This is a genomic window from Mesorhizobium sp. P2_C4 (genome assembly GCF_056404575.1).
In genome coordinates this window covers 702,605-720,323 of record NZ_JBFUDT010000003.1, presented here as the reverse complement: position 1 = coordinate 720,323, position 17,719 = coordinate 702,605, and the positions used below count along the sequence as shown (strand labels likewise).

The 17,719-nt window shown below is 62.1% G+C and carries 22 protein-coding genes and 1 pseudogene; 7 read left to right on the top strand and 16 right to left on the bottom strand.

Annotated features, from left to right (window positions below):
* Position 1 precedes the first annotated feature (1 nt).
* The gene (locus AC1DX6_RS16130; protein WP_477314930.1) at positions 2–619 is read left to right on the top strand and encodes a uracil-DNA glycosylase family protein; all 618 of its coding nucleotides are present in this window, start codon (positions 2–4) and stop codon (positions 617–619) included.
* A 107-nt stretch (positions 620–726) separates the two neighbouring features.
* A complete protein-coding gene (locus AC1DX6_RS16125; RefSeq protein WP_477247033.1) occupies positions 727–1,218 on the top strand; it encodes an Lrp/AsnC family transcriptional regulator in 492 nt (163 codons plus the stop codon).
* Between the two features lie 11 nt (positions 1,219–1,229).
* On the opposite strand, the gene AC1DX6_RS16120 is transcribed toward AC1DX6_RS16125, so the two are convergent.
* The 13 genes from AC1DX6_RS16120 to moaA all read right to left on the bottom strand — a co-directional run bounded on the left by AC1DX6_RS16120 (position 1,230) and on the right by moaA (position 10,903).
* Positions 1,230–1,802, bottom strand: coding sequence for a DUF3299 domain-containing protein (locus AC1DX6_RS16120; RefSeq protein WP_477314928.1), 573 nt, complete (start codon positions 1,800–1,802; stop codon positions 1,230–1,232).
* Between the two features lie 46 nt (positions 1,803–1,848).
* A complete protein-coding gene (locus tag AC1DX6_RS16115; RefSeq protein WP_477314926.1) occupies positions 1,849–2,424 on the bottom strand; it encodes an N-acetyltransferase family protein in 576 nt (191 codons plus the stop codon).
* On the bottom strand, positions 2,387–3,088 hold the full coding sequence (locus tag AC1DX6_RS16110; RefSeq protein WP_477314924.1) for a DNA alkylation repair protein: 702 nt from the start codon (positions 3,086–3,088) through the stop codon (positions 2,387–2,389). The genes AC1DX6_RS16115 and AC1DX6_RS16110 overlap by 38 nt, the downstream gene beginning before the upstream one ends.
* Before the next feature lie 8 nt (positions 3,089–3,096).
* Positions 3,097–3,966, bottom strand: coding sequence for an NAD(P)-dependent oxidoreductase (locus AC1DX6_RS16105; RefSeq protein ID WP_477314922.1), 870 nt, complete (start codon positions 3,964–3,966; stop codon positions 3,097–3,099).
* 109 nt (positions 3,967–4,075) lie between these two features.
* Complete coding sequence (locus AC1DX6_RS16100; protein WP_477314920.1) at positions 4,076–4,894, bottom strand: ABC transporter permease; 819 nt, start codon at positions 4,892–4,894, stop codon at positions 4,076–4,078.
* Positions 4,891–5,604, bottom strand: coding sequence for an ABC transporter permease (locus tag AC1DX6_RS16095; RefSeq protein ID WP_477314918.1), 714 nt, complete (start codon positions 5,602–5,604; stop codon positions 4,891–4,893). Before AC1DX6_RS16095 ends, AC1DX6_RS16100 begins: the two co-directional genes overlap by 4 nt.
* Before the next feature lie 123 nt (positions 5,605–5,727).
* Entirely contained in the window at positions 5,728–6,510 is a 783-nt protein-coding gene (locus tag AC1DX6_RS16090) for an ABC transporter substrate-binding protein (RefSeq protein ID WP_477314916.1), read from the bottom strand.
* 158 nt (positions 6,511–6,668) lie between these two features.
* Positions 6,669–7,178 (bottom strand): molybdopterin-guanine dinucleotide biosynthesis protein B, encoded by a 510-nt coding sequence (mobB, locus tag AC1DX6_RS16085; protein ID WP_477314914.1) that lies wholly within the window; start codon positions 7,176–7,178, stop codon positions 6,669–6,671.
* Positions 7,175–7,807: a molybdenum cofactor guanylyltransferase MobA gene (gene mobA / locus AC1DX6_RS16080; protein WP_477314912.1), complete on the bottom strand. Its 633-nt coding sequence runs from the start codon at positions 7,805–7,807 to the stop codon at positions 7,175–7,177. The genes mobB and mobA overlap by 4 nt, the downstream gene beginning before the upstream one ends.
* 29 nt (positions 7,808–7,836) lie before the next feature.
* The gene (locus AC1DX6_RS16075; protein ID WP_477314910.1) at positions 7,837–8,757 is read right to left on the bottom strand and encodes a DMT family transporter; all 921 of its coding nucleotides are present in this window, start codon (positions 8,755–8,757) and stop codon (positions 7,837–7,839) included.
* Positions 8,758–8,904: 147 nt separating this feature from the next.
* Positions 8,905–9,264 carry a hypothetical protein gene (locus AC1DX6_RS16070; protein WP_477314908.1) on the bottom strand — a complete coding sequence of 120 codons (360 nt, stop codon included), beginning with the start codon at positions 9,262–9,264 and terminating at the stop codon, positions 8,905–8,907.
* 116 nt (positions 9,265–9,380) lie between these two features.
* On the bottom strand, positions 9,381–9,854 hold the full coding sequence (locus AC1DX6_RS16065) for a hypothetical protein (protein WP_477314906.1): 474 nt from the start codon (positions 9,852–9,854) through the stop codon (positions 9,381–9,383).
* 53 nt (positions 9,855–9,907) lie between these two features.
* Complete coding sequence (moaA, locus tag AC1DX6_RS16060; protein WP_477314904.1) at positions 9,908–10,903, bottom strand: GTP 3',8-cyclase MoaA; 996 nt, start codon at positions 10,901–10,903, stop codon at positions 9,908–9,910.
* A gap of 198 nt (positions 10,904–11,101) precedes the next feature.
* On the opposite strand from moaA, the gene AC1DX6_RS16055 reads away from it, so the two are divergent.
* Both AC1DX6_RS16055 and AC1DX6_RS16050 read left to right on the top strand, forming a co-directional pair.
* Entirely contained in the window at positions 11,102–11,455 is a 354-nt protein-coding gene (locus AC1DX6_RS16055) for a gamma-butyrobetaine hydroxylase family protein (protein ID WP_477309751.1), read from the top strand.
* Positions 11,456–11,527: 72 nt separating this feature from the next.
* Complete coding sequence (locus AC1DX6_RS16050) at positions 11,528–12,139, top strand: pyridoxamine 5'-phosphate oxidase family protein (RefSeq protein ID WP_477314902.1); 612 nt, start codon at positions 11,528–11,530, stop codon at positions 12,137–12,139.
* A 50-nt stretch (positions 12,140–12,189) separates the two neighbouring features.
* Here the strand turns inward: AC1DX6_RS16050 and AC1DX6_RS16045 are convergent, their stop codons facing one another.
* Complete coding sequence (locus AC1DX6_RS16045) at positions 12,190–13,359, bottom strand: TolB family protein (protein WP_477314900.1); 1,170 nt, start codon at positions 13,357–13,359, stop codon at positions 12,190–12,192.
* A 62-nt stretch (positions 13,360–13,421) separates the two neighbouring features.
* Complete coding sequence (locus AC1DX6_RS16040; protein WP_112561703.1) at positions 13,422–13,874, bottom strand: MarR family winged helix-turn-helix transcriptional regulator; 453 nt, start codon at positions 13,872–13,874, stop codon at positions 13,422–13,424.
* Positions 13,875–13,922: 48 nt separating this feature from the next.
* Between AC1DX6_RS16040 and AC1DX6_RS16035 the strand changes: the two genes are divergently transcribed.
* Complete coding sequence (locus tag AC1DX6_RS16035; RefSeq protein ID WP_477314898.1) at positions 13,923–14,834, top strand: alpha/beta hydrolase; 912 nt, start codon at positions 13,923–13,925, stop codon at positions 14,832–14,834.
* A gap of 7 nt (positions 14,835–14,841) precedes the next feature.
* On the opposite strand, the gene AC1DX6_RS16030 is transcribed toward AC1DX6_RS16035, so the two are convergent.
* Positions 14,842–15,246 (bottom strand): rhodanese-like domain-containing protein, encoded by a 405-nt coding sequence (locus AC1DX6_RS16030; protein WP_477314896.1) that lies wholly within the window; start codon positions 15,244–15,246, stop codon positions 14,842–14,844.
* A 79-nt stretch (positions 15,247–15,325) separates the two neighbouring features.
* On the opposite strand from AC1DX6_RS16030, the pseudogene AC1DX6_RS16025 reads away from it, so the two are divergent.
* Together AC1DX6_RS16025 and AC1DX6_RS16020 are read left to right on the top strand one after the other, a co-directional pair.
* Positions 15,326–15,472: pseudogene (locus AC1DX6_RS16025) on the top strand (SDR family oxidoreductase); the annotation flags it as partial.
* Between the two features lie 224 nt (positions 15,473–15,696).
* On the top strand, positions 15,697–17,577 hold the full coding sequence (locus AC1DX6_RS16020) for a L,D-transpeptidase family protein (protein WP_477314894.1): 1,881 nt from the start codon (positions 15,697–15,699) through the stop codon (positions 17,575–17,577).
* Positions 17,578–17,719 lie beyond the last annotated feature (142 nt).

Here is a 17,719-nt window from a genome sequence, read left to right as displayed (position 1 = left end):
GATGGAGGCGGAACTCGAACGCCTGACGGCAAAGGTTCGCGCCTGTCGCATCTGCGTCGAAAACCCGGTTGGCCGGCCGCTGCCGCACGAGCCGCGTCCGGTGCTGCTGCCGTCATCCAGCGCCCGCATCCTGCTCGCCGGCCAGGCGCCGGGCACCAAGGTGCACATCTCGGGCATGCCCTTCACCGACGCCTCCGGCGACCGCTTGCGCAGCTGGCTCGGCGTCAGCGTGGAAGAGTTCTACGACACGGAAAAATTCGCCATCGTGCCGATGGGGTTCTGCTTTCCCGGCCAGGACGCCAAGGGCGCCGACCTGCCGCCGCGCCGCGAATGTGCGCCGGCATGGCGTGCGCCGTTGATGGCGCTGATGCCGCGCATCGATCTCGTGCTGACGATCGGCCTCTATGCGCAATCCTGGCATATGGGTGCTGCGCGCCGGACCTCGCTGACCGAGACGGTGCAGGATTGGCGCGCCGTCTGGGATGCCCCGAGTAGCCCGAAAGTGCTGCCGCTGCCGCATCCGTCCTGGCGCAACAGCGGCTGGCTGAAGAAGAATCTGTGGTTTGAAATGGATTTACTGCCGTTTCTGAGATCGGAAATCCGCTATCGCATCGGTTGAGCTCTCAGCAAGAAATCACCCGCTTTTGTGCCATCCGGCAGAATTTATTTCTTGTGAATGGCCGGGATAAGGCGGAATATAGCCAAACTATTCCTCAGGAGCACCTAATGGACCGCCTTGACAGAAAAATTCTCCGCCTCCTGCAGGAGGACGCGACGCTCGCGGTCGCCGATGTCGCCAAGAAGGTCGGTTTGTCGACCACGCCCTGCTGGCGGCGCATCCAGAAGCTCGAGGAAGAGGGTGTCATCAAGCGGCGCGTCGCCATCCTCGACCACGAGAAGGTCAATGTGCGCGTCACAGTCTTCGTGTCGATCCGCACCAATTCGCACAGCCATGAATGGCTGCGCCGCTTTTCCGAAGTCGTCCAGGAATTTCCCGAAGTGGTCGAATTCTATCGCATGAGCGGCGACGTCGACTATCTCTTGCGCGTGGTGGTGCCCGACATCGCCGCCTATGACGCCTTCTACAAGCGGCTGATCGCCAAGATCGAGATCCGTGACGTGTCGTCGTCCTTCGCCATGGAGCAGATCAAGTACACGACAGAAATGCCGCTGGACTACATGGTGCTGGACAAGGAATCGGGCGCCAACGCGGCCTGAGATCCAATTCGCTAGTTTTTCTTTTTGTTGAGGAAACTCCAGGGCGAATTCACCGGCAGGGTGATCGTGTCCGGCACCGTGTCGACGCTCGTCACCTCGGCCTTGCGCACGGTGTAGCCCGACTGGATGACGCTGGCGCCGTCGAGGATGAACAGCTGGCTTTTTTCCAGGCCCGGCTGCAGCGCACCGGTGACGGAAACCGGCTGGTAGGCCTCCGACATCCTGTAGGGGCGGGCAGGCGTGACCAGCACGATCTGGTTGGGCGGCGGTGTCGGCATGTGGCTGCACGCACCCGTCCACGGCACCAGCAGGAACTGATAGACAAGGTCGCCATCGCGGTCGACCGGCAGTGCATAGCCGGCCAACTCAACGGTCTTGTTCTGCAGATTGAGCGACAGCGTCTCGCCATGGTCGGGCATTTTGGCCGCGATCATCGGCAGGCCGACGCTTTCGGCGGCGACCTGGCTTGCCGGGCGCAAATCCTTCCAGAAGATGTGCGCGGTCTCGGCCGAGGCGTTGGCAGCCGCAATAGACACAAACAAAACGACCACGAGCGCCGTGGTCGATTTGAGACGGTTGATCATTGGCCGCTCCCTTTGCCGTGGAGTAAAGCCGTCGCCGCCAAGGGCGTCAACGCTCGAGCCGCATCACATGTCGGCGAGCACCGGCCATGCCGGTCTTGTGAAAGCCACGCGCCAGGAACATGTCGCGAAAGCCCATGAAACGGTAGCTCGGCGACGCTTGCTCGACCGGGTAGGCCTCGATCGTCCTGGCGCCCTTGGCGAAAGCGTGATCGATGGCCGCATCGAGCAGTCCTGCCGCCAGCCCGCCGCCGCGCAAGGCTCTGGGCACATAGAAGCAGACGATCGACCAGACGCCAGTCTCGGCATCGTCCTGTTGCGGCGACAGCTTGCGATAGGTCTCGCGCGGCGCGACCGAGCACCAGCCGACGGTCTGGCCTTCCAACTCGGCGACAATGCCGACCGGTGTGCCGGCCTCGACAAGCGCCATCATCATGCGTTTCTTTTCATCGTTCTGGATGTGCTCGCGGCTGGAGTGGCGCCAGGCCATGCACCAGCAATATTTCGGCCCACCCGGCGCTTCGAACAGGCTTTCGAAATCGGCGCGCGTTTCCCGCTTCACCTCGGCAAAACGGATCTTTGCGAGATCAGCCTTTTTTGGCGATCCGCTCAAGCGTCTTGGCATTGGTTAGCTCCCTCACGGCGTCCTTGCCGATCCAGCGCGCCGTCTTGTCGCTCGACTGCGCCAGCCGTTCGGCGACGGCAAGGGCAGCGCCGTGCATTTCCATAGATCGCTTGCCCAGCGAACGAAGCGCCCAGTTCACGGCCTTCTTCACGAAATTGCGGCCGTCGGTGGCATGCGCTTCAATGACCGGAAGGAAGCCGAGAAAGGTCGCTATTGGCTCTTTCTTCCGGTGAACGACCGACCAGGCGATCATGGCAAAGGCCGTGCGCCGAACGAACTCCCGCTCGTCGGCCGCGAACTCGTCGATCAGTTCCTTCCAACACTCCGTGTCGACGAAGAGATCGGAGACGCCATCGACGATATCCCAGGAATCGAACGACGCCGCCCATTGCCGCGCGTCGGCGGCAGTGAACAGCTTCGGGTCGGCGGTGACCGAAGCGATGAACTGCGCCTCCATGATCCCGGTCTGCCAAAGCGCGAAGGCACGTTCGTGGTTGCGCTTGATCTTCTTGGCGATCTCCCGCTGCATACCATGCGAAATGCCGAGCGCACGTTCGATCTTGATGCCGTAGCGCAGCATCCCCTGGCGATTTTCCTCCGAACCAATCGAGCGCAGATGCGTGACGATCTCATCGGCACTGGATTGGGGCGAAAGCTCGGCCACAGCGAACCCTACTTTTCTAGGCGGGCCAGCAGCGAAGAAGTATCCCAGCGCTTGCCGCCCATCGCCTGCACATCCTTGTAGAACTGGTCGACAAGTGCGGTCACCGGCAGCTTGGCGCCATTGCGGTCGGCCTCGGTGAGGCAGATGCCGAGGTCCTTGCGCATCCAGTCGACGGCAAAGCCGAAATCATATTTTCCGGCATTCATCGTCTTGTGGCGGTTCTCCATCTGCCATGAGCCGGCGGCACCCTTGGAAATCACCTCGATGACCTTTTCGATGTCGAGCCCGGCCTTCTTGCCGAAATGGATGCCCTCGGCCAGCCCCTGCACGAGGCCGGCGATGGTGATCTGGTTGATCATCTTGGTAAGCTGGCCCGAACCGGCCGGCCCCATGAGCCCGACCATGCGCGCGAAGGCGTCGATGACCGGCTTGGCCTTGTCGAAGGCCTCTTGTTCGCCGCCGACCATCACCGTCAGCACGCCGTTTTCGGCGCCGGCCTGGCCACCGGAAACCGGCGCGTCGAGGAACGAAAAGTCGCGCACGTCAGCCTTCTCCGCCAGTTCGCGCGCGACTTCGGCCGACGCCGTGGTGTTGTCGATGTAGATCGCGCCCTTCTTCATCGAGCTGAAGGCGCCTTGCGGGCCTGTCGTCACCGAGCGCAGATCGTCGTCATTGCCGACGCAGGAGAAGACGAAATCCTTGCCGTCGGCGGCTTCGGCCGGCGTCGTGGCAAGGCTGCCGCCATGCTGGCCAACCCATTGCTCGGCCTTGGCCGTCGTGCGGTTGTAGACGGTGACGTCATGGCCGCCCTTGTTCCTGAGATGCCCGGCCATTGGATAGCCCATGACGCCAAGACCGAGAAATGCCACCGATGCCATAGTTCTACCTTCCGACGGGAATTTGTTCGCCCGAACGTCTAGGCCTTGCGCGAATTCGTCAAGCCGCCGCGGCGTCAGGATTGCGTGGTGCAGCCGCAGGGCAAACCGCTCAGCGCTTCAGATGTATGGTGATCCGCCGCTCGATCCATTCGATCGCATGCCGCAAGATCTCGACCATCACGAGATAGACGAGGGCGACCCAGATATAGGCTTGGATGTCGAAGGTGCGCGCATAAGTCAGCTTGGCCATGCCCATCAGATCATAGACGGTGATGATGGCGACGATGGCCGAGGCCTTGACCATCAGGATGAGCTCGTTGCCGTACGGCCTGAGCGCGACGATCAGCGCCTGGGGCAGGATGACCTTGCGCAGCGTTTGCAACTTGTGCAGGCCAAGCGAAGCGGCACCCTCCCATTGGCCTTTCGGCACGCTTTCAATCGCGCCGCGCAGGATCTCGGCCTGATAGGCGGCGGTGTTGAGGGCGAAGGCAAAGACGCCGCAGTTGAACGCTTCGCGGAAGAAGCCCCAGAGGCCGACCATTTCGAGCTGTGGCTTGAACGAACCGACGCCATAATAGACCAGAAAGGTCTGGACCAGCAGCGGCGTGCCGCGGAAGAAATAGACATAACCGTAGGCCAGACTGGAGAGAATTCGGTTACTCGACATGCGCGCATAGGCGACCGGCAGGGACAGGATGGCACCCGACACCATCGATATGGCTACCAGGGCCAGCGTGACACCGAGGCCTTGCACGTAGCTCGGCGCATATTTCGCGAACAGCTCGCCATTCCAGGCCAGGACCAGGTAGGCGACGATGCCGATGCCGAAAGCGATCCACATGCAAACCAGCGCATAACCGGCAATTCGCGTACGCGGCCAGCCGCGTGTACGCGGAGGGGGCCGTTCGATGATGGCCACGGAGCTCATCGTTGCGCCTCCCGCTTGCCCAAAGACCGCAATATGGCATTGGTGCCGAACGACGACACGATGGCCAATCCAAGGAACACCAGCGAGGCCACGCCGTAAAACAGGAATGTGTGCTTGGTGACCTTTGCCGCCACATTGGCGGCACGAAGCGTCTCGGCCAGGCCGACCACCGACACCAGAGACGTGTCCTTGAGCAGGCTGAGCCAGCAATTTTCGAGACCCGGAAACGCGATGCGGAGCAATTGCGGCAAGATCACTTTGCGCATTGTTTGCCAGTTCGACAGACCGATGGCGTATCCGCCTTCATATTGGCCCTTCGGGATGGCGCGGAACGCGGAGAGGAAAACCTCGCTGGCATAGGACGAGAAGATGAGTGCAAGCACGATCATGCCGGCAACGAAGCCGTTAACGTCGACCGTGGAGCCGGGGTAAATCAACCTGATCAGATATTGCAGGATTAGCGGTGCGCCGAAGAAGAACAGGAACAGCGTCACCAGCTCCGGCAAGCCGCGGAAGATCGTGGTGTAGATGTTGGCGGCCAGGCGCAGCGACGGTTCTTCGGACTGTTTGGCAAACGCCACGAAGAAGCCGATCGTCAGACCGATGGGAAGCGTGGCCAGCGCCAGAAGAACGGTGACAATGGCACCATAGGCGATGTCGTCAAGCCAGCCATCGGGTCCCCAACTGAGAAGCGTCCATACGCTCTGCATCCGCTCGCCTGTTCTCCCGCATCAGCGCTTTTGAGAGCCACGCCGCGTCACCCCTCGGGCCCGGCGTGTTTCTTGAGAGAACGGCGGGGTTATCCCGCCGTTCCCGTGATCAGAAAGCCGCGATCAGGAATCGCCGCCATAGACGTCGAACTTGAAGTACTTGTCGTTGATTTCCTTGTACTTTCCGTTGGCTCGGATGGCGTCGATCGCGGCGTTGAACTGGTTGACCAGATCGGTCTCGCCCTTGCGCACTGCGATGCCGGCACCCGGACCGTGGATCTTGACGTCAGGTTTGATCGCACCGACTAGCTTGCAGCAGGCGCCGTCCGGCGAGTCCAGCCATTGCTGCAGCACGACGATGTCGTCATTGGCGGCGTCGAGGCGGCCATTTGCCAGATCGAGCTGGTATTCCTGCGCCGTTGGATAGGGCTTGATCGTGCTGTCGGTGTAGGTCGCGGTCGCATAGTTGAAGTGTGTGGTCGAAGCCTGCACGCCGACAGTCTTGCCAGCCAGATCTTCCTTGGTCACGCCCTTGATGTCGCTGTCCTTGGGCGCGACGATCGCTGGCGGGGTGTTGTAGTATTTGTGGGTGAAGTCGACCTTCTCGGCACGTTCCGCGGTGATCGACATCGAGGCAATGATGGCGTCGAACTTGCCGGCCTGCAGCGCCGGAATGATGCCGTCCCAATCCTGCGCGACGAAGGTGCACTTCACCTTCATCTCGTCGCAAAGTGCCTTGGCGATGTCGATGTCGAAGCCAACGAGCTGGCCGTCGGCGGTCAGGTTGTTGAATGGGGGGTAGGCGCCTTCGGTGCCGATCCTCAGGGTCTTTTCCTGGGCCTGGGCTACGCCGAGCGTCAGCAGCGCAGCCGATGCGGCGAGCGCGATACGCAGTGCAATACGCATGATAGTCCTCTCTTTATGGTCCCGGCCGTGGTTCCGTACGGCTCTGTGGGGCGGTGCTTTTGACCGCCCGCTGATCGGGATACTCCCACTCTTTCCGGGAAAAAAGCAACTGTAAAACCACCGCGATCGGCAAAGCTATTCTGCCGCTGCGTCACGGCTCAAGTAACGAGACCAGTCGTGCGCTCGATGAAGTCGGCTATCGATTTCGTATCGTCGAGATCGAACACCGGCAGGCTTTCGCCGGGAACCGCAAAGTCGGCGGCGATGGCGACGATATGCGGGTCGTTTGCCGACAGCGGCGCCCGGTCGCTGGCCTCCAGCCGCCGCGTTTCGATCTTGCTGTGCGCTTCGCGCTTGTAGCCTTCGACCAGCACGATGTCGCATGGCGCCAGCCGCGACAGGATCGCCTCCAGCGTCGGTTCGTCCTCGCCGCGCAATTCGTGCATCAGCGCCCAGCGCTTGCCGGAGACGATCGCGACTTCCGTGGCGCCGGCCTGCCGGTGGCGAAAGCTGTCGGCGCCAGGCTTGTCGATGTCGAAATCATGATGCGCGTGCTTGACCGTCGACACATTCCAGCCGCGCCGCACAAGCTCGGCGACCAGTTTTTCGGTCAATGTCGTCTTGCCGGAATTCTTCCAGCCGGTAATGCCAAAAACGCGTCTGTTCATGGGGCTATGCTTTGCAGCAGCCGTTCGGCTTCGGCAAGGTCGTCCGGCGTGTTGATGTTGAAGAACGGGTCGATCTCGTGCCCGCCGGCTGCAAGCATCGGAAACTCCACCTCGACAAAATCATGCCGGTCGATGAAGGCGGAAACCCGCCGGTTGTTCTCGTCGACCAGGAAGCGCCGCAAGGCGTCGCGCAGTTCCGTCGGCCAGAGCGCGAAGGTCGGATGCCACTTGCCGCCTGAACCGGCGACGGCAATCGAACCGGGGCGCTTGTCGACCGCCGCGGTCAGCCGTTCGACCAGATTTCTTGGCAGGAAGGGCGTGTCGCCGGCAGCCGTCACTAGTGACTTGCAGGTTGTGTTGGCGGCAGTCCATTCAAGCCCGGCCAAAATCCCGGCAAGCGGTCCGGCGAAGCCTGTCACCGTGTCGGCGAGCACCGGAAGTGCGACTTGAGCAAACCGCGACGGGTCGCCATTGGCGCTGAGAACCAAGGGCCCGACCTGCGGTGCAAAACACGCAACGACATGGTCCAGCACGCTGCCGCCGCCAAGGGCAAGCAGGCTCTTGTCGCCGCCGCCCATGCGCCTGGACTGGCCACCGGCCAGAATGATCCCTGCAACGTCTCGGCTCATAGCTCACTGCCTGTGTGTGTCGGCCGGGCCTATATGCCGTCCGGCGCCATGTCCGGTCCAGCGCTTTCAGCGGCGGTTTTTTGCCGGCCGACGACGCGCTCGCGGTAGAGTGCGTAGAGGCCGGAGCCAATGATGATCGTGGCGCCGAGGATCATCGGCAGGTCGGGGAGGTCGCCAAAGATGAACAGCCCAAGCAGGATCGACCACAACAGGGCGGTGTAGCGGAACGGTGCGATGAAAGAGATGTCGCCCACCCGCATCGCCATGATGATGAACTGGTAGCCGATCAGCACCAGCACTGCCGCCAGCGCCAGCAGCGCCGTGCTTCTTGCCGTCATCGGTGTCCAGCCGCCCATCGGCGACAGCAATGCCGCGCCCAGCACCGTCATGGCAAGCGCAGTCGCCGTCGACACCAGCAATGTCGGAATGGCTTGCGGTATTCGTTTGGTGGCGAGGTCGCGCACCGCGCAGCAGGCGACGCTGGTCAGCGCCAGCAGCGAATAGACGCTGAACCCTTCAAAGCCTGGCCGCACGATGATCAGCACGCCGGCAAAACCAACGGCGATGGCCAGCCAGCGGCGCCAGCCGACACCTTCGTTGAACACCAGTGCCGCCCCCATGGTCACCGCCAGCGGCAGCGCCTGCAGCACGGCCGAGACATTGGCGATCGGCAAATGGGCAAGGGCGACGAGGAAGGCCACGGTGGCACCGGCTTCGCCGATCACACGGATTGCCACCAGCGGCTGCAGCATCGAGCCCGGCCGGGCCAGCGCCCCGCGCTGCCAGGCGAGCAGGCCGACGAACAGCGATGCAAAGGCGCCGCGGATGAGCATGACCTGCGCCATGTTCATCGATTCCGACGAGAATTTGGTGATCGCGTCGTTGAGGGTGAAGCCAACCATCGCCACGATCATGAACAGCGCGCCGCGAAGGTTTGGGGAAAGAGGCAAGGGCGTTACCGGTTTTGGGTTGGATCAAGCCTGTAACAGCCGGTTTCCAAACAGCAACGCCAAAGGACTGGGCCACAGCTTTTCGTTGTGGCCCGCGCTATTCGCCGGATAGGCCGTGAGATCGCCAACGAGCCGGAGGCCCAGCGCCTATTTCTTCGGGGTCAGCACCTCGGTGCCGTTGCCGTCCTTGCCGGCGATCGTCCACAGGCCGTGCAGCGAGCCGTCTTCCTGCACCTTGTAGACGACGAGGCCGATTTCCTTGCCCATCACATAGCCGGCGGAAAAGGCATCGTCGTTGCGCATGCAGATGCCGTCGGAAGAAGAGCCACCCGTCTCCCAATGAATCGTGCAGGTCGTCTCGCTGGTCAGCGTGATCGTGGCTTCGCCGCCATAGGCCGATCCATCGAAATTGGTGCCGGCGACAGTGTAGGTGCCGCCGATCGACTGGGTTGCCGCCGGGACAGTCGCGAGACCGAGCAATGCGAGAGAAAGAATGAGTTTGCGCATGGTATTCCCCCTGTGAGCGACGATTCCGTCGCGCGGAAAGCTAGGCCGGAACATGCTGGCGGTAAATCAGGCAACGCCTGCGGACGAGACTTTTTCTGGGGTGTTACCGAAAATGCTCATGGCCCTTTGAGGCTGCCGGCGATCGGCCCGACCAGAGGGTCGTATTTCGATTTCAAGGCAGGCGGGTAGTCGATCCAGACAGTGCGGATGATGCCATCCTTGCCGAACAGGCGGCGCTCGTAAAAGATGTTTTTGTCCTTGAAGCCCGACAGCACCGCCCAGTCCTTGCCGGTCTTGCTGTAGGTGATCGTGTAGCCCGGCTCCTTGCTGGCTTTCTCCTCAGCGACAAAGCCTTTCGGTGTGTCATCGTCGACATTGTAAATGCCCGAGCAGGTCAGGCTGGCGCCGTCGGCGCTGAGCCATACCTGTCCGTCGCCATTCTCCGGTTCGGGCTGGCGATCGGTGAAGACCTCGTCGGGAAAGGTGCAGACGGTGCCAAAGCGCTCGTTGACATAGGTGAATGGCGCGGCAACAGCCGTGGTCGTTGCGATCACGGCAGCTAACGCCAGGGTCGGGAAAAGACGTTTCATGCCATGCCTCCAGCCAATGACAGAGGCGATCTTGCACGAGATCGGCGAGAAAATCAGCCGCCGGTAACGCTCATATGCCTGGACACCGAGGGGCGGCTGGTGCGGCGGTCGATGATGAAATCATGGCCCTTCGGCTTGCGTCCGATGGCTTCGTCTATGGCGTCAGCGACCAGTTCGTTGCCTTCGGAGGCACGCAGCGGTGCGCGCAAATCGGCGGCGTCCTCCTGGCCGAGGCACATATAGAGCGTGCCGGTGCAGGTCAGGCGGACGCGGTTGCAGCTTTCGCAGAAATTATGCGTCATCGGCGTGATGAAGCCAAGGCGCCCGCCGGTTTCGGTGACCTGGACATAGCGCGCCGGGCCGCCGGTCTTGTAGGGAATGTCGGTCAGCGTGAACTGGCGCTCCAGCGAGGCGCGCAGCAGCGACAGCGGCAAATACTGGTCGGTGCGGTCGGCGTCGATCTCGCCCATCGGCATGGTTTCGATGACCGTCAGATCCATGCCGCGGCCATGCGCCCAGCGCATCATCTCTGGCAATTCGGCGTCGTTGAAATCCTTCAGCGCCACGGCGTTGAGCTTGACCTTCAACCCAGCTGCCTGCGCTGCGTCGATGCCGTCCATGACCTTGCCGAGGTGGCCCCAGCGGGTGATGGCGTGGAACTTGTCGGCGTCGAGCGTATCCAGCGAGACGTTGATGCGCTTGACCCCGCAATCGGCGAGCTCCGCGGCAAAGCGCGACAGCTGCGAACCGTTGGTGGTCAGCGTCAGTTCTTCCAGCGCGCCACTTTGCAAGTGCCGTGAAATCTGGCGCACCAGATGCATGATATTCTTGCGCACCAGCGGCTCACCGCCGGTGAGGCGCAGCTTGCGCACGCCCTTTTCGATGAAGACGGTGCAGAGCCGGTCGAGTTCCTCCAGCGACAGCAGGTCCTTCTTGGGCAGGAAGGCCATGTCCTCGGCCATGCAATAGGTGCAGCGGAAATCGCAGCGGTCGGTGACCGACACGCGCAAGTAGCTGATTGTGCGACCAAATGGGTCGATCATGTTCATGCTATGCGTTTCCCGTGGCCGCGAACGGCATCGTTATATACCGCTATGTGATACGATCCGGCTTCGCATTCAAGATAGCGGCTCTCGATCTTTGGTAACATTCCCTGGCCGACATGGCATGTCGGTTGCCCCTAAAGCGCCTTTTCCGGCTGCGCGAAGCAGCGTAGGGAAGGGCGGATTGAAGCAGGATCGACGACAATGACGGCGCCGAAGGAACTCAGGGTCTCGAAGGACAGAAAACTGCTGTCCGTTACCTTTCCCGATCATCGCCCGTTCGAGCTGCCGGCCGAATTGCTGCGCGTCGCCTCGCCCTCGGCTGAGGTGCAGGGCCATTCGCCGGACCAGCGGGTGACTGTGCCCGGCAAGCGCAACGTCGCCATCCTCAAGATCGAGCCGGTCGGCAATTACGCCGTGCGCATCACCTTCGACGATTTTCACGACACCGGCATTTTCACCTGGAACTACCTGCACACGCTCGGCCACGAAAAGGACGAGCGCTGGAATGCCTATCTCGCGGAACTCCAGGAGAAGGGGCTGAGCCGCGACCGCTAGTTTTGACCTCCTGCTGTCGTCAAGACGTCATTGATCGGGAGTAACGCCGGCAAAGTTTTCGGAGACGGGAAAATGTCTGACATCACCACGGTTGAACAGCTCGAAGCGCTCTATGGCCTGCCCGGCGAAGCGTCGACGGTCAAGGAACTCGACCATGTCATCCCCGAATATGCCGCCTTCATCGAGGCCTCGCCCTTTGTCGCTTTGGCAACCAGCGGACCGGAAGGGCTCGACTGCTCGCCACGTGGCGATCTCGCCGGCTTCGTGCGCATCCATGACCCGAAGACCCTGATGATGCCGGATCGCCGCGGCAACAACCGCGCCGATTCGCTCAAAAACATCATCAGGGATCCGCGCGTCGGGCTGCTGTTCCTGGTGCCGGGCTCGGGCACGACGCTGCGCGTCAACGGCCGCGCCCGCATCACCACCGACGCCGCGCTGTGCGCCTCCTTCACCGTCGAAGGCAAGCCGGCGCGCTCGGTCACCGTGGTCGATGTCGATTCGGTCTATTTCCAGTGCGCCCGCGCCATCGTCCGCTCGGAACTGTGGAACCCGGCAAAACACGTCGATCCGAAATCGCTGCCGACACCCGGAAAAATCCTCGAGGTCACCAGCCGCAAGAATATCGACGGCGAGGCCTATGACAAGGAATGGCCGGAGCGTGCAAAGAAGACGATGTGGTGAGCGGGTCTCTCTTCTAAGCGAACTTCTAAGCGAAGCCCCGCGCCGCAGCGCTATTGCCCCAACCTGACGAACAGCACCGACCCTATTTTGTCGCCCAGTTGCGCAATCATCATCGTGTCGTTCGAGGCCCAGGTGAACGGCTGTTGGCCGCAACAGACCGTGGGGAAAAATTCTCCGCCGATGAGCAACCGGGCCGGCTTGCCAGGTGCATCGGCGAGAAACAGACCCCCGGGCATATCGGTGCTGGTTTTGTCGTAGGTGATGTAGGCGAGCGCCGACCCGCTCGGCGACCATGCCACCCCGACGACATTCTGGGCACCATCGATCGGCAAGACCGCGCCGCTGGCAAGATCGATTACCTTTGCGGCAACGCCGCTGGCCGTTCGCCCGAGCAGCAGCAGGAATTTCCCGTCGGCTGAAAAAGCCAGGCCAGCCGGGTTGCCCACGTCACTCATCGCCGCTATGCGCTTTGGCGTCGCTTCACCGAGGGTCAAGAGATAGGTGCCGGCTTTACCGGCATCGTCCTTGTCGTCCGCCACGCTATAGGCGACCTGCTTGCCATCCGCAGAAACCGTCATTGCCCAAACCTGATAATTGCCTTTGGCGGCAATTTCGAACGCAAGGTGAGGATCGCCGCCACCGGCTTCGATCGTCATCAGACTTGTCGAAGCACCTTGCTTGACGCCTCCGTCGGGGATCGCGTAGCGGATAAAGACGATGGTGTCCTTGTCGATCCAATGAGCAAGAAGGTCCAGGTTCGCAGGCCCTTTGCCGTCCCTAAGGCTGTCGTCGAATCCGTCGTCAGTCAGGTTCCTGACGCTAAATGTGACCGGATCGAAAAGCCGGATGTCGGTGTCGCGGAAAGCTTGCAATGCATCGGCATACGTCGGCATCAGCAACTGGCTGCCCGATGGCGACCAGAACATATCGGCGGCTTCGCCCGTGCGATTGTCGGACGTGGATGGCGCGCAGGCGATTTTTCCCCAGGGTCCGATCTGAGCCGGAGCCAGCAGGCAATACTCGCGGCCGTTGAGATGCAGCACCCGGCTGCCGTCGGGTGACAGCAACGCCGCCTTCTGGCCCGCACTGGTCCACATATCCTCGATCACCTTGGTGTCGAGGACGCGATATCCAGCATAATCTTGTGCGGCCGCAGGGCTGCACAGGGCCGCAACGATGCCAGCGGCAAGCATGGAAAAACTGCGCAGAGTGAAACGCATATCGATCGGCCCCTCAGACGAAACGCAAGAGCATGATCTCCCAGGGATCATGCCCTGGCTGCTCAGGTATCCTTCAGCACATCGTAGATCTTGCGCATCTGTTCGCCGATCATGTCGCACTGTTCCGGCGTCGACTGGCTCATCGCCTTTTCGATCAGGGCCATGTGCACCTTCAGCGCCTTCATCAAAAGCTCCGTGCCTGCCTCGGTCAGCGTCAGCCGCAGCACGCGCTTGTCCTTCTCGTCGCCTTCACGGACGAGCAGGCCGCGCGCCTCGAGCTGCGGCAGCAGCATGGTGATGTTGGAACGGCCGACCAGCAGTTTGCGGGCGAGATCGTGCTGCGACATGCCGGGATGGCGATAGAGGTTCATCAACACGTCGAGCTGCGCCGGCTTCAGGTCCAGCGGCGCCAGTTTTACCGCCAGCGCGCGCTCCAGCACATGGCAGGCGCGCGCCACCGCGACCCAGTTGCGAAAGCGCGGGTTGTCCCAGGGCAGCTCTTGTTTAATGTTCATGTTTGAACTATTATGTTCATGCTTGAACGGAATGGATGGATCGCCACTATGGCATCATTTGGACTGAAGGTCATCCGGGGCGTGTTCGGCGCCGCAGAGCATGTGGCGCCCCGTCTGAGCGGCCGCGCCGCCTTCGAACTGTTCTGCCGCACGCCGAGCGTCAAGGCGCTGAGCGACGGCGAGCGCCGCGCGGTCGACCGTGCCGCCGGCTTCATGGCCGAGGCGCGTCATCACCGGCTGAAGACCAAGGCCGGCTGCGTCATGGTGCACGAATTCCGACCGGAGCCGGGCAGGGCGTCCGCCGGCACGGTGCTGGTCATCCATGGCTGGCGTTCGCGCACCGAATATATGCGCGCGCTGATCGAAGGCTTTCGCAAGGACGGCTACAGGGTCGCCTCGCTCGACCTGCCGGGCCACGGCCAGTCGCTCGGCCGTCGTCTCAACATGGTCAATGCGGTCGAGGCGACCAGGGTGGCGGCCGACTGGTTCGGGCCCTTCAAGGCGATCGTCGGCCATTCCTTCGGCGGCGCCGTCGCCGCCAACGCCATTGCCGGTTCCATCAAAGGGATCCAGCCGGTGGCGGCTGAGCGGCTGGTGCTGGTCGCAGCACCCAGTTCCCTGCCGGCGATCTTCGCCGACTTCAGCCGCATGCTCAATATCGGCCCGCGCTCGCAAATCGCGATGGCCGATCGGGTCGAAAAACTAGCCGGCCGACCGCTGCACGAATTCACCGGCGACCGCCAGCTTGCCCAAAGGCCGGTGCCGACGCTGGTCATCCATGCGCCGGACGACCGCGAAGTCTCCGCCGATCACGCAACGCGCTATGCCGGCGCCGGCGACCATGTGCGGCTTCATTGGGCCGGTGGACTCGGCCATCGCCGCATCCTCGCCGACAAAGGCGTGGTCGAGCGCGCCGTCGGCTTCATTACCGATCACAGGGAATCGGCGCGGCTGCACTGAGCCGGACTTACACGGTCTGTTTCTTCTTCTCGCCGGGCTCGACCGGCAGTCCGGCGGCTTTCCAGGCGGTATAGCCGCCGAGAATATGCTTCACCGGTGACAGCCCCATATCCTGCGCAGTCTTGGTGGCAAGCGCCGAACGCCAGCCGCCGGCGCAGAAGAAGACGAAGCTTTTTCCCGAGGCGAAGAACGGCTTGTGATAGGGGCTTTCCGGGTCGATCCAGAATTCCAGCATGCCGCGGGTGACGTGTTTGGCGCCGGGGATCTTGCCGTCCCGTTCCACCTCGCGCGGATCGCGCAGGTCGACGAAGATAGTCTCTTCGTCGTCGAGCAGATCAGCAGCTTCCTCAGGCGAAACCACTTCGATCTCGGCATTGGCCTCGTCGAGCAGTTCGCGATATCCCTTTTTCACCGGCTTATCCTCCCGACCGCGTATTTCCAAACCTTCAGGATTTCCAGCACAACGGCCGGCCTTTGTCACGCCGCCATCGCATGCCGAACACCAGCGACAGAAGATGGCGACGCCTCGCTTCGGCAAGGCTGAAGAGATCGCCGGCATGGTTGCCTGGCTTGCCGGTCCCGAAGGGCGATTCGTGACCGGCTCGGCGCTGACCATTGACGGCGGCGCCAACGCCTGACGGTTGCATCCGAGCGCTGCGATTCCCCGCGACCGAAGCGCGAACAAAATCGCTTCGGCCGTCACGATGTTGTGAAACCGTTCTGCAACAGGCCCGCCGAAATTTATGGAAGCTTAACGAAATCAGTATGAATCGGTATAGTTGCGCCTTACATCCGCCATGCGGTGGGCGAGACAATCTAGCGGCGCGGAACGGGGGCCGGTTGCGACCGGAGCGGGTGATCCATGAAACTCCTTGGAAGAAGAGCAACCTTGGTGCCGCTAGCAACGGTTGCGGCGACGCTGGCCTTCGGCGCGCCGCAGGCAGGCGCACAAGGGCTGTTCGAGATGCTTTTCGGCGGCGGCATCAAGCACCAGCCGCAAGGCGAATTTCCTCCGCCGCCAAAGCGCAAACCCCCGGCAACTGGCGGTGGCGGCGGCACCAGGATCAGCAGCCCGTCCTATTACACTTACAAGGCAGACCGGCTGGTGCGCGTCGACTTCGCCTCGCTGGTTGCAGCGCAGCCCCAGGTGGCGACAGCCGAGGACGCCGCCTTTGTGCCATCGGCGACAAGTACCGCCTTCCGCGAAGCGGTTGCCGGGCTGAGCGATTATGAGCTCTATGCCGAACCCGACATCGCCAAGGCGCTGATCGCCTATTATTCAGCCAACCCGGATTTCATCTGGGTGACCGGAACGACCGTTAACAGCCGCGCCCAGGATGCCGTGCGCGTACTCGGCGAGGCGGCGAGCTACGGCCTCACGCCTGCCGACTACACAGTCGAAGTGCCGGCGGCCAGCGCGTCGGCCGGCGATGCCAATGCCCAGCTGAAGGAACTCGTTCGCTTTGAGATGGCGCTGTCGGCGCGCGTCCTGCGCTATGCCCATGATGCCCAAAGCGGTCGCGTCGATCCAAATCGCATGACCGGCTACTACGAATTTCCGCCCAAGCCGGTCGACATGGAGGCCGTGCTGAAGACGCTGGCACACACCCAGGAAGTGCGCACCTACCTCGAATCGCGGCATCCGCAGAACCCGGAATACCAAGCGCTGCGCGTCGAACTGGAATCGCTCCAGGCCAGCGCCGAAAACGAAATCGTCGTCGACCCCAAGCTGTTGCTGAAGCCGGGCGAGACCAGTCCCGAACTGCCGAAGCTGCTGACGCTCATCGCGCGCAACCTCGATGACGAGATGGGCGGCGCCTATGGCGAGGTCCTGGCCCGGCTCGGCACCAGCGAAGTCTATGTTCCCGAACTGGTGCCGGTCATCAAGGCCGTGCAGGTGAAGGCCGGCATGAAGGGCGATGGCGTCATCGGCCCGCGCACGGTCGCGTCGCTGGCCGGAACATCCAAGGCCGACAGGCTGCAGAAAGTGCAGGTCGCGCTGGAAGAGTTGCGCTGGATGCCATCCGATCTCGGCAGCCCACGTGTCTTCATCAACCAGCCGGCCTTCACCGCAACCTATATCGACAATGGCGAGGAAAAGCTGAAGACCCGCGTCGTCATCGGCAGGACCACCAACCAGACCGCCTTCTTCTACAAGGAGATCAAGCAGGTCGATTTCCATCCCTATTGGGGCGTGCCGCAATCGATCATCGTCAACGAGATGCTGCCGCGTCTGCGCAACGACCCTGGTTATCTCGACCGTGCCGGCTACGAAGTCACCGATTCGCGCGGCAAGCGGGTTCCCTCGTCCTCGGTCAATTGGGGCGCCTACGGCGCCAACATTCCCTATAGCGTGCGCCAGCAGCCGAGCGAGGCCAATGCGCTCGGCGAACTGAAGATCCTGTTCCCCAACAAGCACGCCATCTACATGCACGACACGCCGCAAAAATCGTTCTTCGAGCGTGATATGCGGGCGCTGAGCCATGGCTGTATTCGCCTGCAGGATCCGCGCGGCATGGCGGCGGCGGTGCTTGGCGTCTCGGTCGACGAGATTGCAGAGAAACTGAAGCACGGCCACGCGACCGAAGACGTGACGCGCAAGATTCCCGTGTACATCGCCTACTTCACCGCCTGGCCGAACCTGTCCGGCAATGTCGAATATTTCAACGACGTCTACGATCGCGATACGCGGCTGATGCAGGCGCTGGACGCAACCGAGGCGGTGCGCTCGCCGTCGAGCTAATGCATGTCGCCCAAAAGTGCGCAGCGGTTTTGGGACAACGACATGCATAAAAACAAAGACTTAAAGCACGTCGACTGAATCCGTTTTAACGCGACGTGCTTTAAGCCTTCGGTTCGCAGAAGATCGCGGTCGGATAAGAAGA

Coding starts and splice junctions, on each gene's coding strand:
- AC1DX6_RS16045 (WP_477314900.1), bottom strand. CDS start 13,359: ATGCGTTTCACTCTGCGCAGTTTTTCCATGCTTGCCGCTGGCATCGTT.
- mobA (WP_477314912.1), bottom strand. CDS start 7,807: ATGAGCCGAGACGTTGCAGGGATCATTCTGGCCGGTGGCCAGTCCAGG.
- AC1DX6_RS16120 (WP_477314928.1), bottom strand. CDS start 1,802: ATGATCAACCGTCTCAAATCGACCACGGCGCTCGTGGTCGTTTTGTTT.
- AC1DX6_RS16070 (WP_477314908.1), bottom strand. CDS start 9,264: ATGCGCAAACTCATTCTTTCTCTCGCATTGCTCGGTCTCGCGACTGTC.
- AC1DX6_RS16040 (WP_112561703.1), bottom strand. CDS start 13,874: ATGAACATTAAACAAGAGCTGCCCTGGGACAACCCGCGCTTTCGCAAC.
- AC1DX6_RS16095 (WP_477314918.1), bottom strand. CDS start 5,604: ATGCAGAGCGTATGGACGCTTCTCAGTTGGGGACCCGATGGCTGGCTT.
- moaA (WP_477314904.1), bottom strand. CDS start 10,903: ATGAACATGATCGACCCATTTGGTCGCACAATCAGCTACTTGCGCGTG.
- mobB (WP_477314914.1), bottom strand. CDS start 7,178: ATGAACAGACGCGTTTTTGGCATTACCGGCTGGAAGAATTCCGGCAAG.
- AC1DX6_RS16100 (WP_477314920.1), bottom strand. CDS start 4,894: ATGAGCTCCGTGGCCATCATCGAACGGCCCCCTCCGCGTACACGCGGC.
- AC1DX6_RS16115 (WP_477314926.1), bottom strand. CDS start 2,424: ATGCCAAGACGCTTGAGCGGATCGCCAAAAAAGGCTGATCTCGCAAAG.
- AC1DX6_RS16035 (WP_477314898.1), top strand. CDS start 13,923: ATGGCATCATTTGGACTGAAGGTCATCCGGGGCGTGTTCGGCGCCGCA.
- AC1DX6_RS16130 (WP_477314930.1), top strand. CDS start 2: ATGGAGGCGGAACTCGAACGCCTGACGGCAAAGGTTCGCGCCTGTCGC.
- AC1DX6_RS16055 (WP_477309751.1), top strand. CDS start 11,102: ATGACGGCGCCGAAGGAACTCAGGGTCTCGAAGGACAGAAAACTGCTG.
- AC1DX6_RS16020 (WP_477314894.1), top strand. CDS start 15,697: ATGAAACTCCTTGGAAGAAGAGCAACCTTGGTGCCGCTAGCAACGGTT.
- AC1DX6_RS16090 (WP_477314916.1), bottom strand. CDS start 6,510: ATGCGTATTGCACTGCGTATCGCGCTCGCCGCATCGGCTGCGCTGCTG.
- AC1DX6_RS16125 (WP_477247033.1), top strand. CDS start 727: ATGGACCGCCTTGACAGAAAAATTCTCCGCCTCCTGCAGGAGGACGCG.
- AC1DX6_RS16050 (WP_477314902.1), top strand. CDS start 11,528: ATGTCTGACATCACCACGGTTGAACAGCTCGAAGCGCTCTATGGCCTG.
- AC1DX6_RS16065 (WP_477314906.1), bottom strand. CDS start 9,854: ATGAAACGTCTTTTCCCGACCCTGGCGTTAGCTGCCGTGATCGCAACG.
- AC1DX6_RS16105 (WP_477314922.1), bottom strand. CDS start 3,966: ATGGCATCGGTGGCATTTCTCGGTCTTGGCGTCATGGGCTATCCAATG.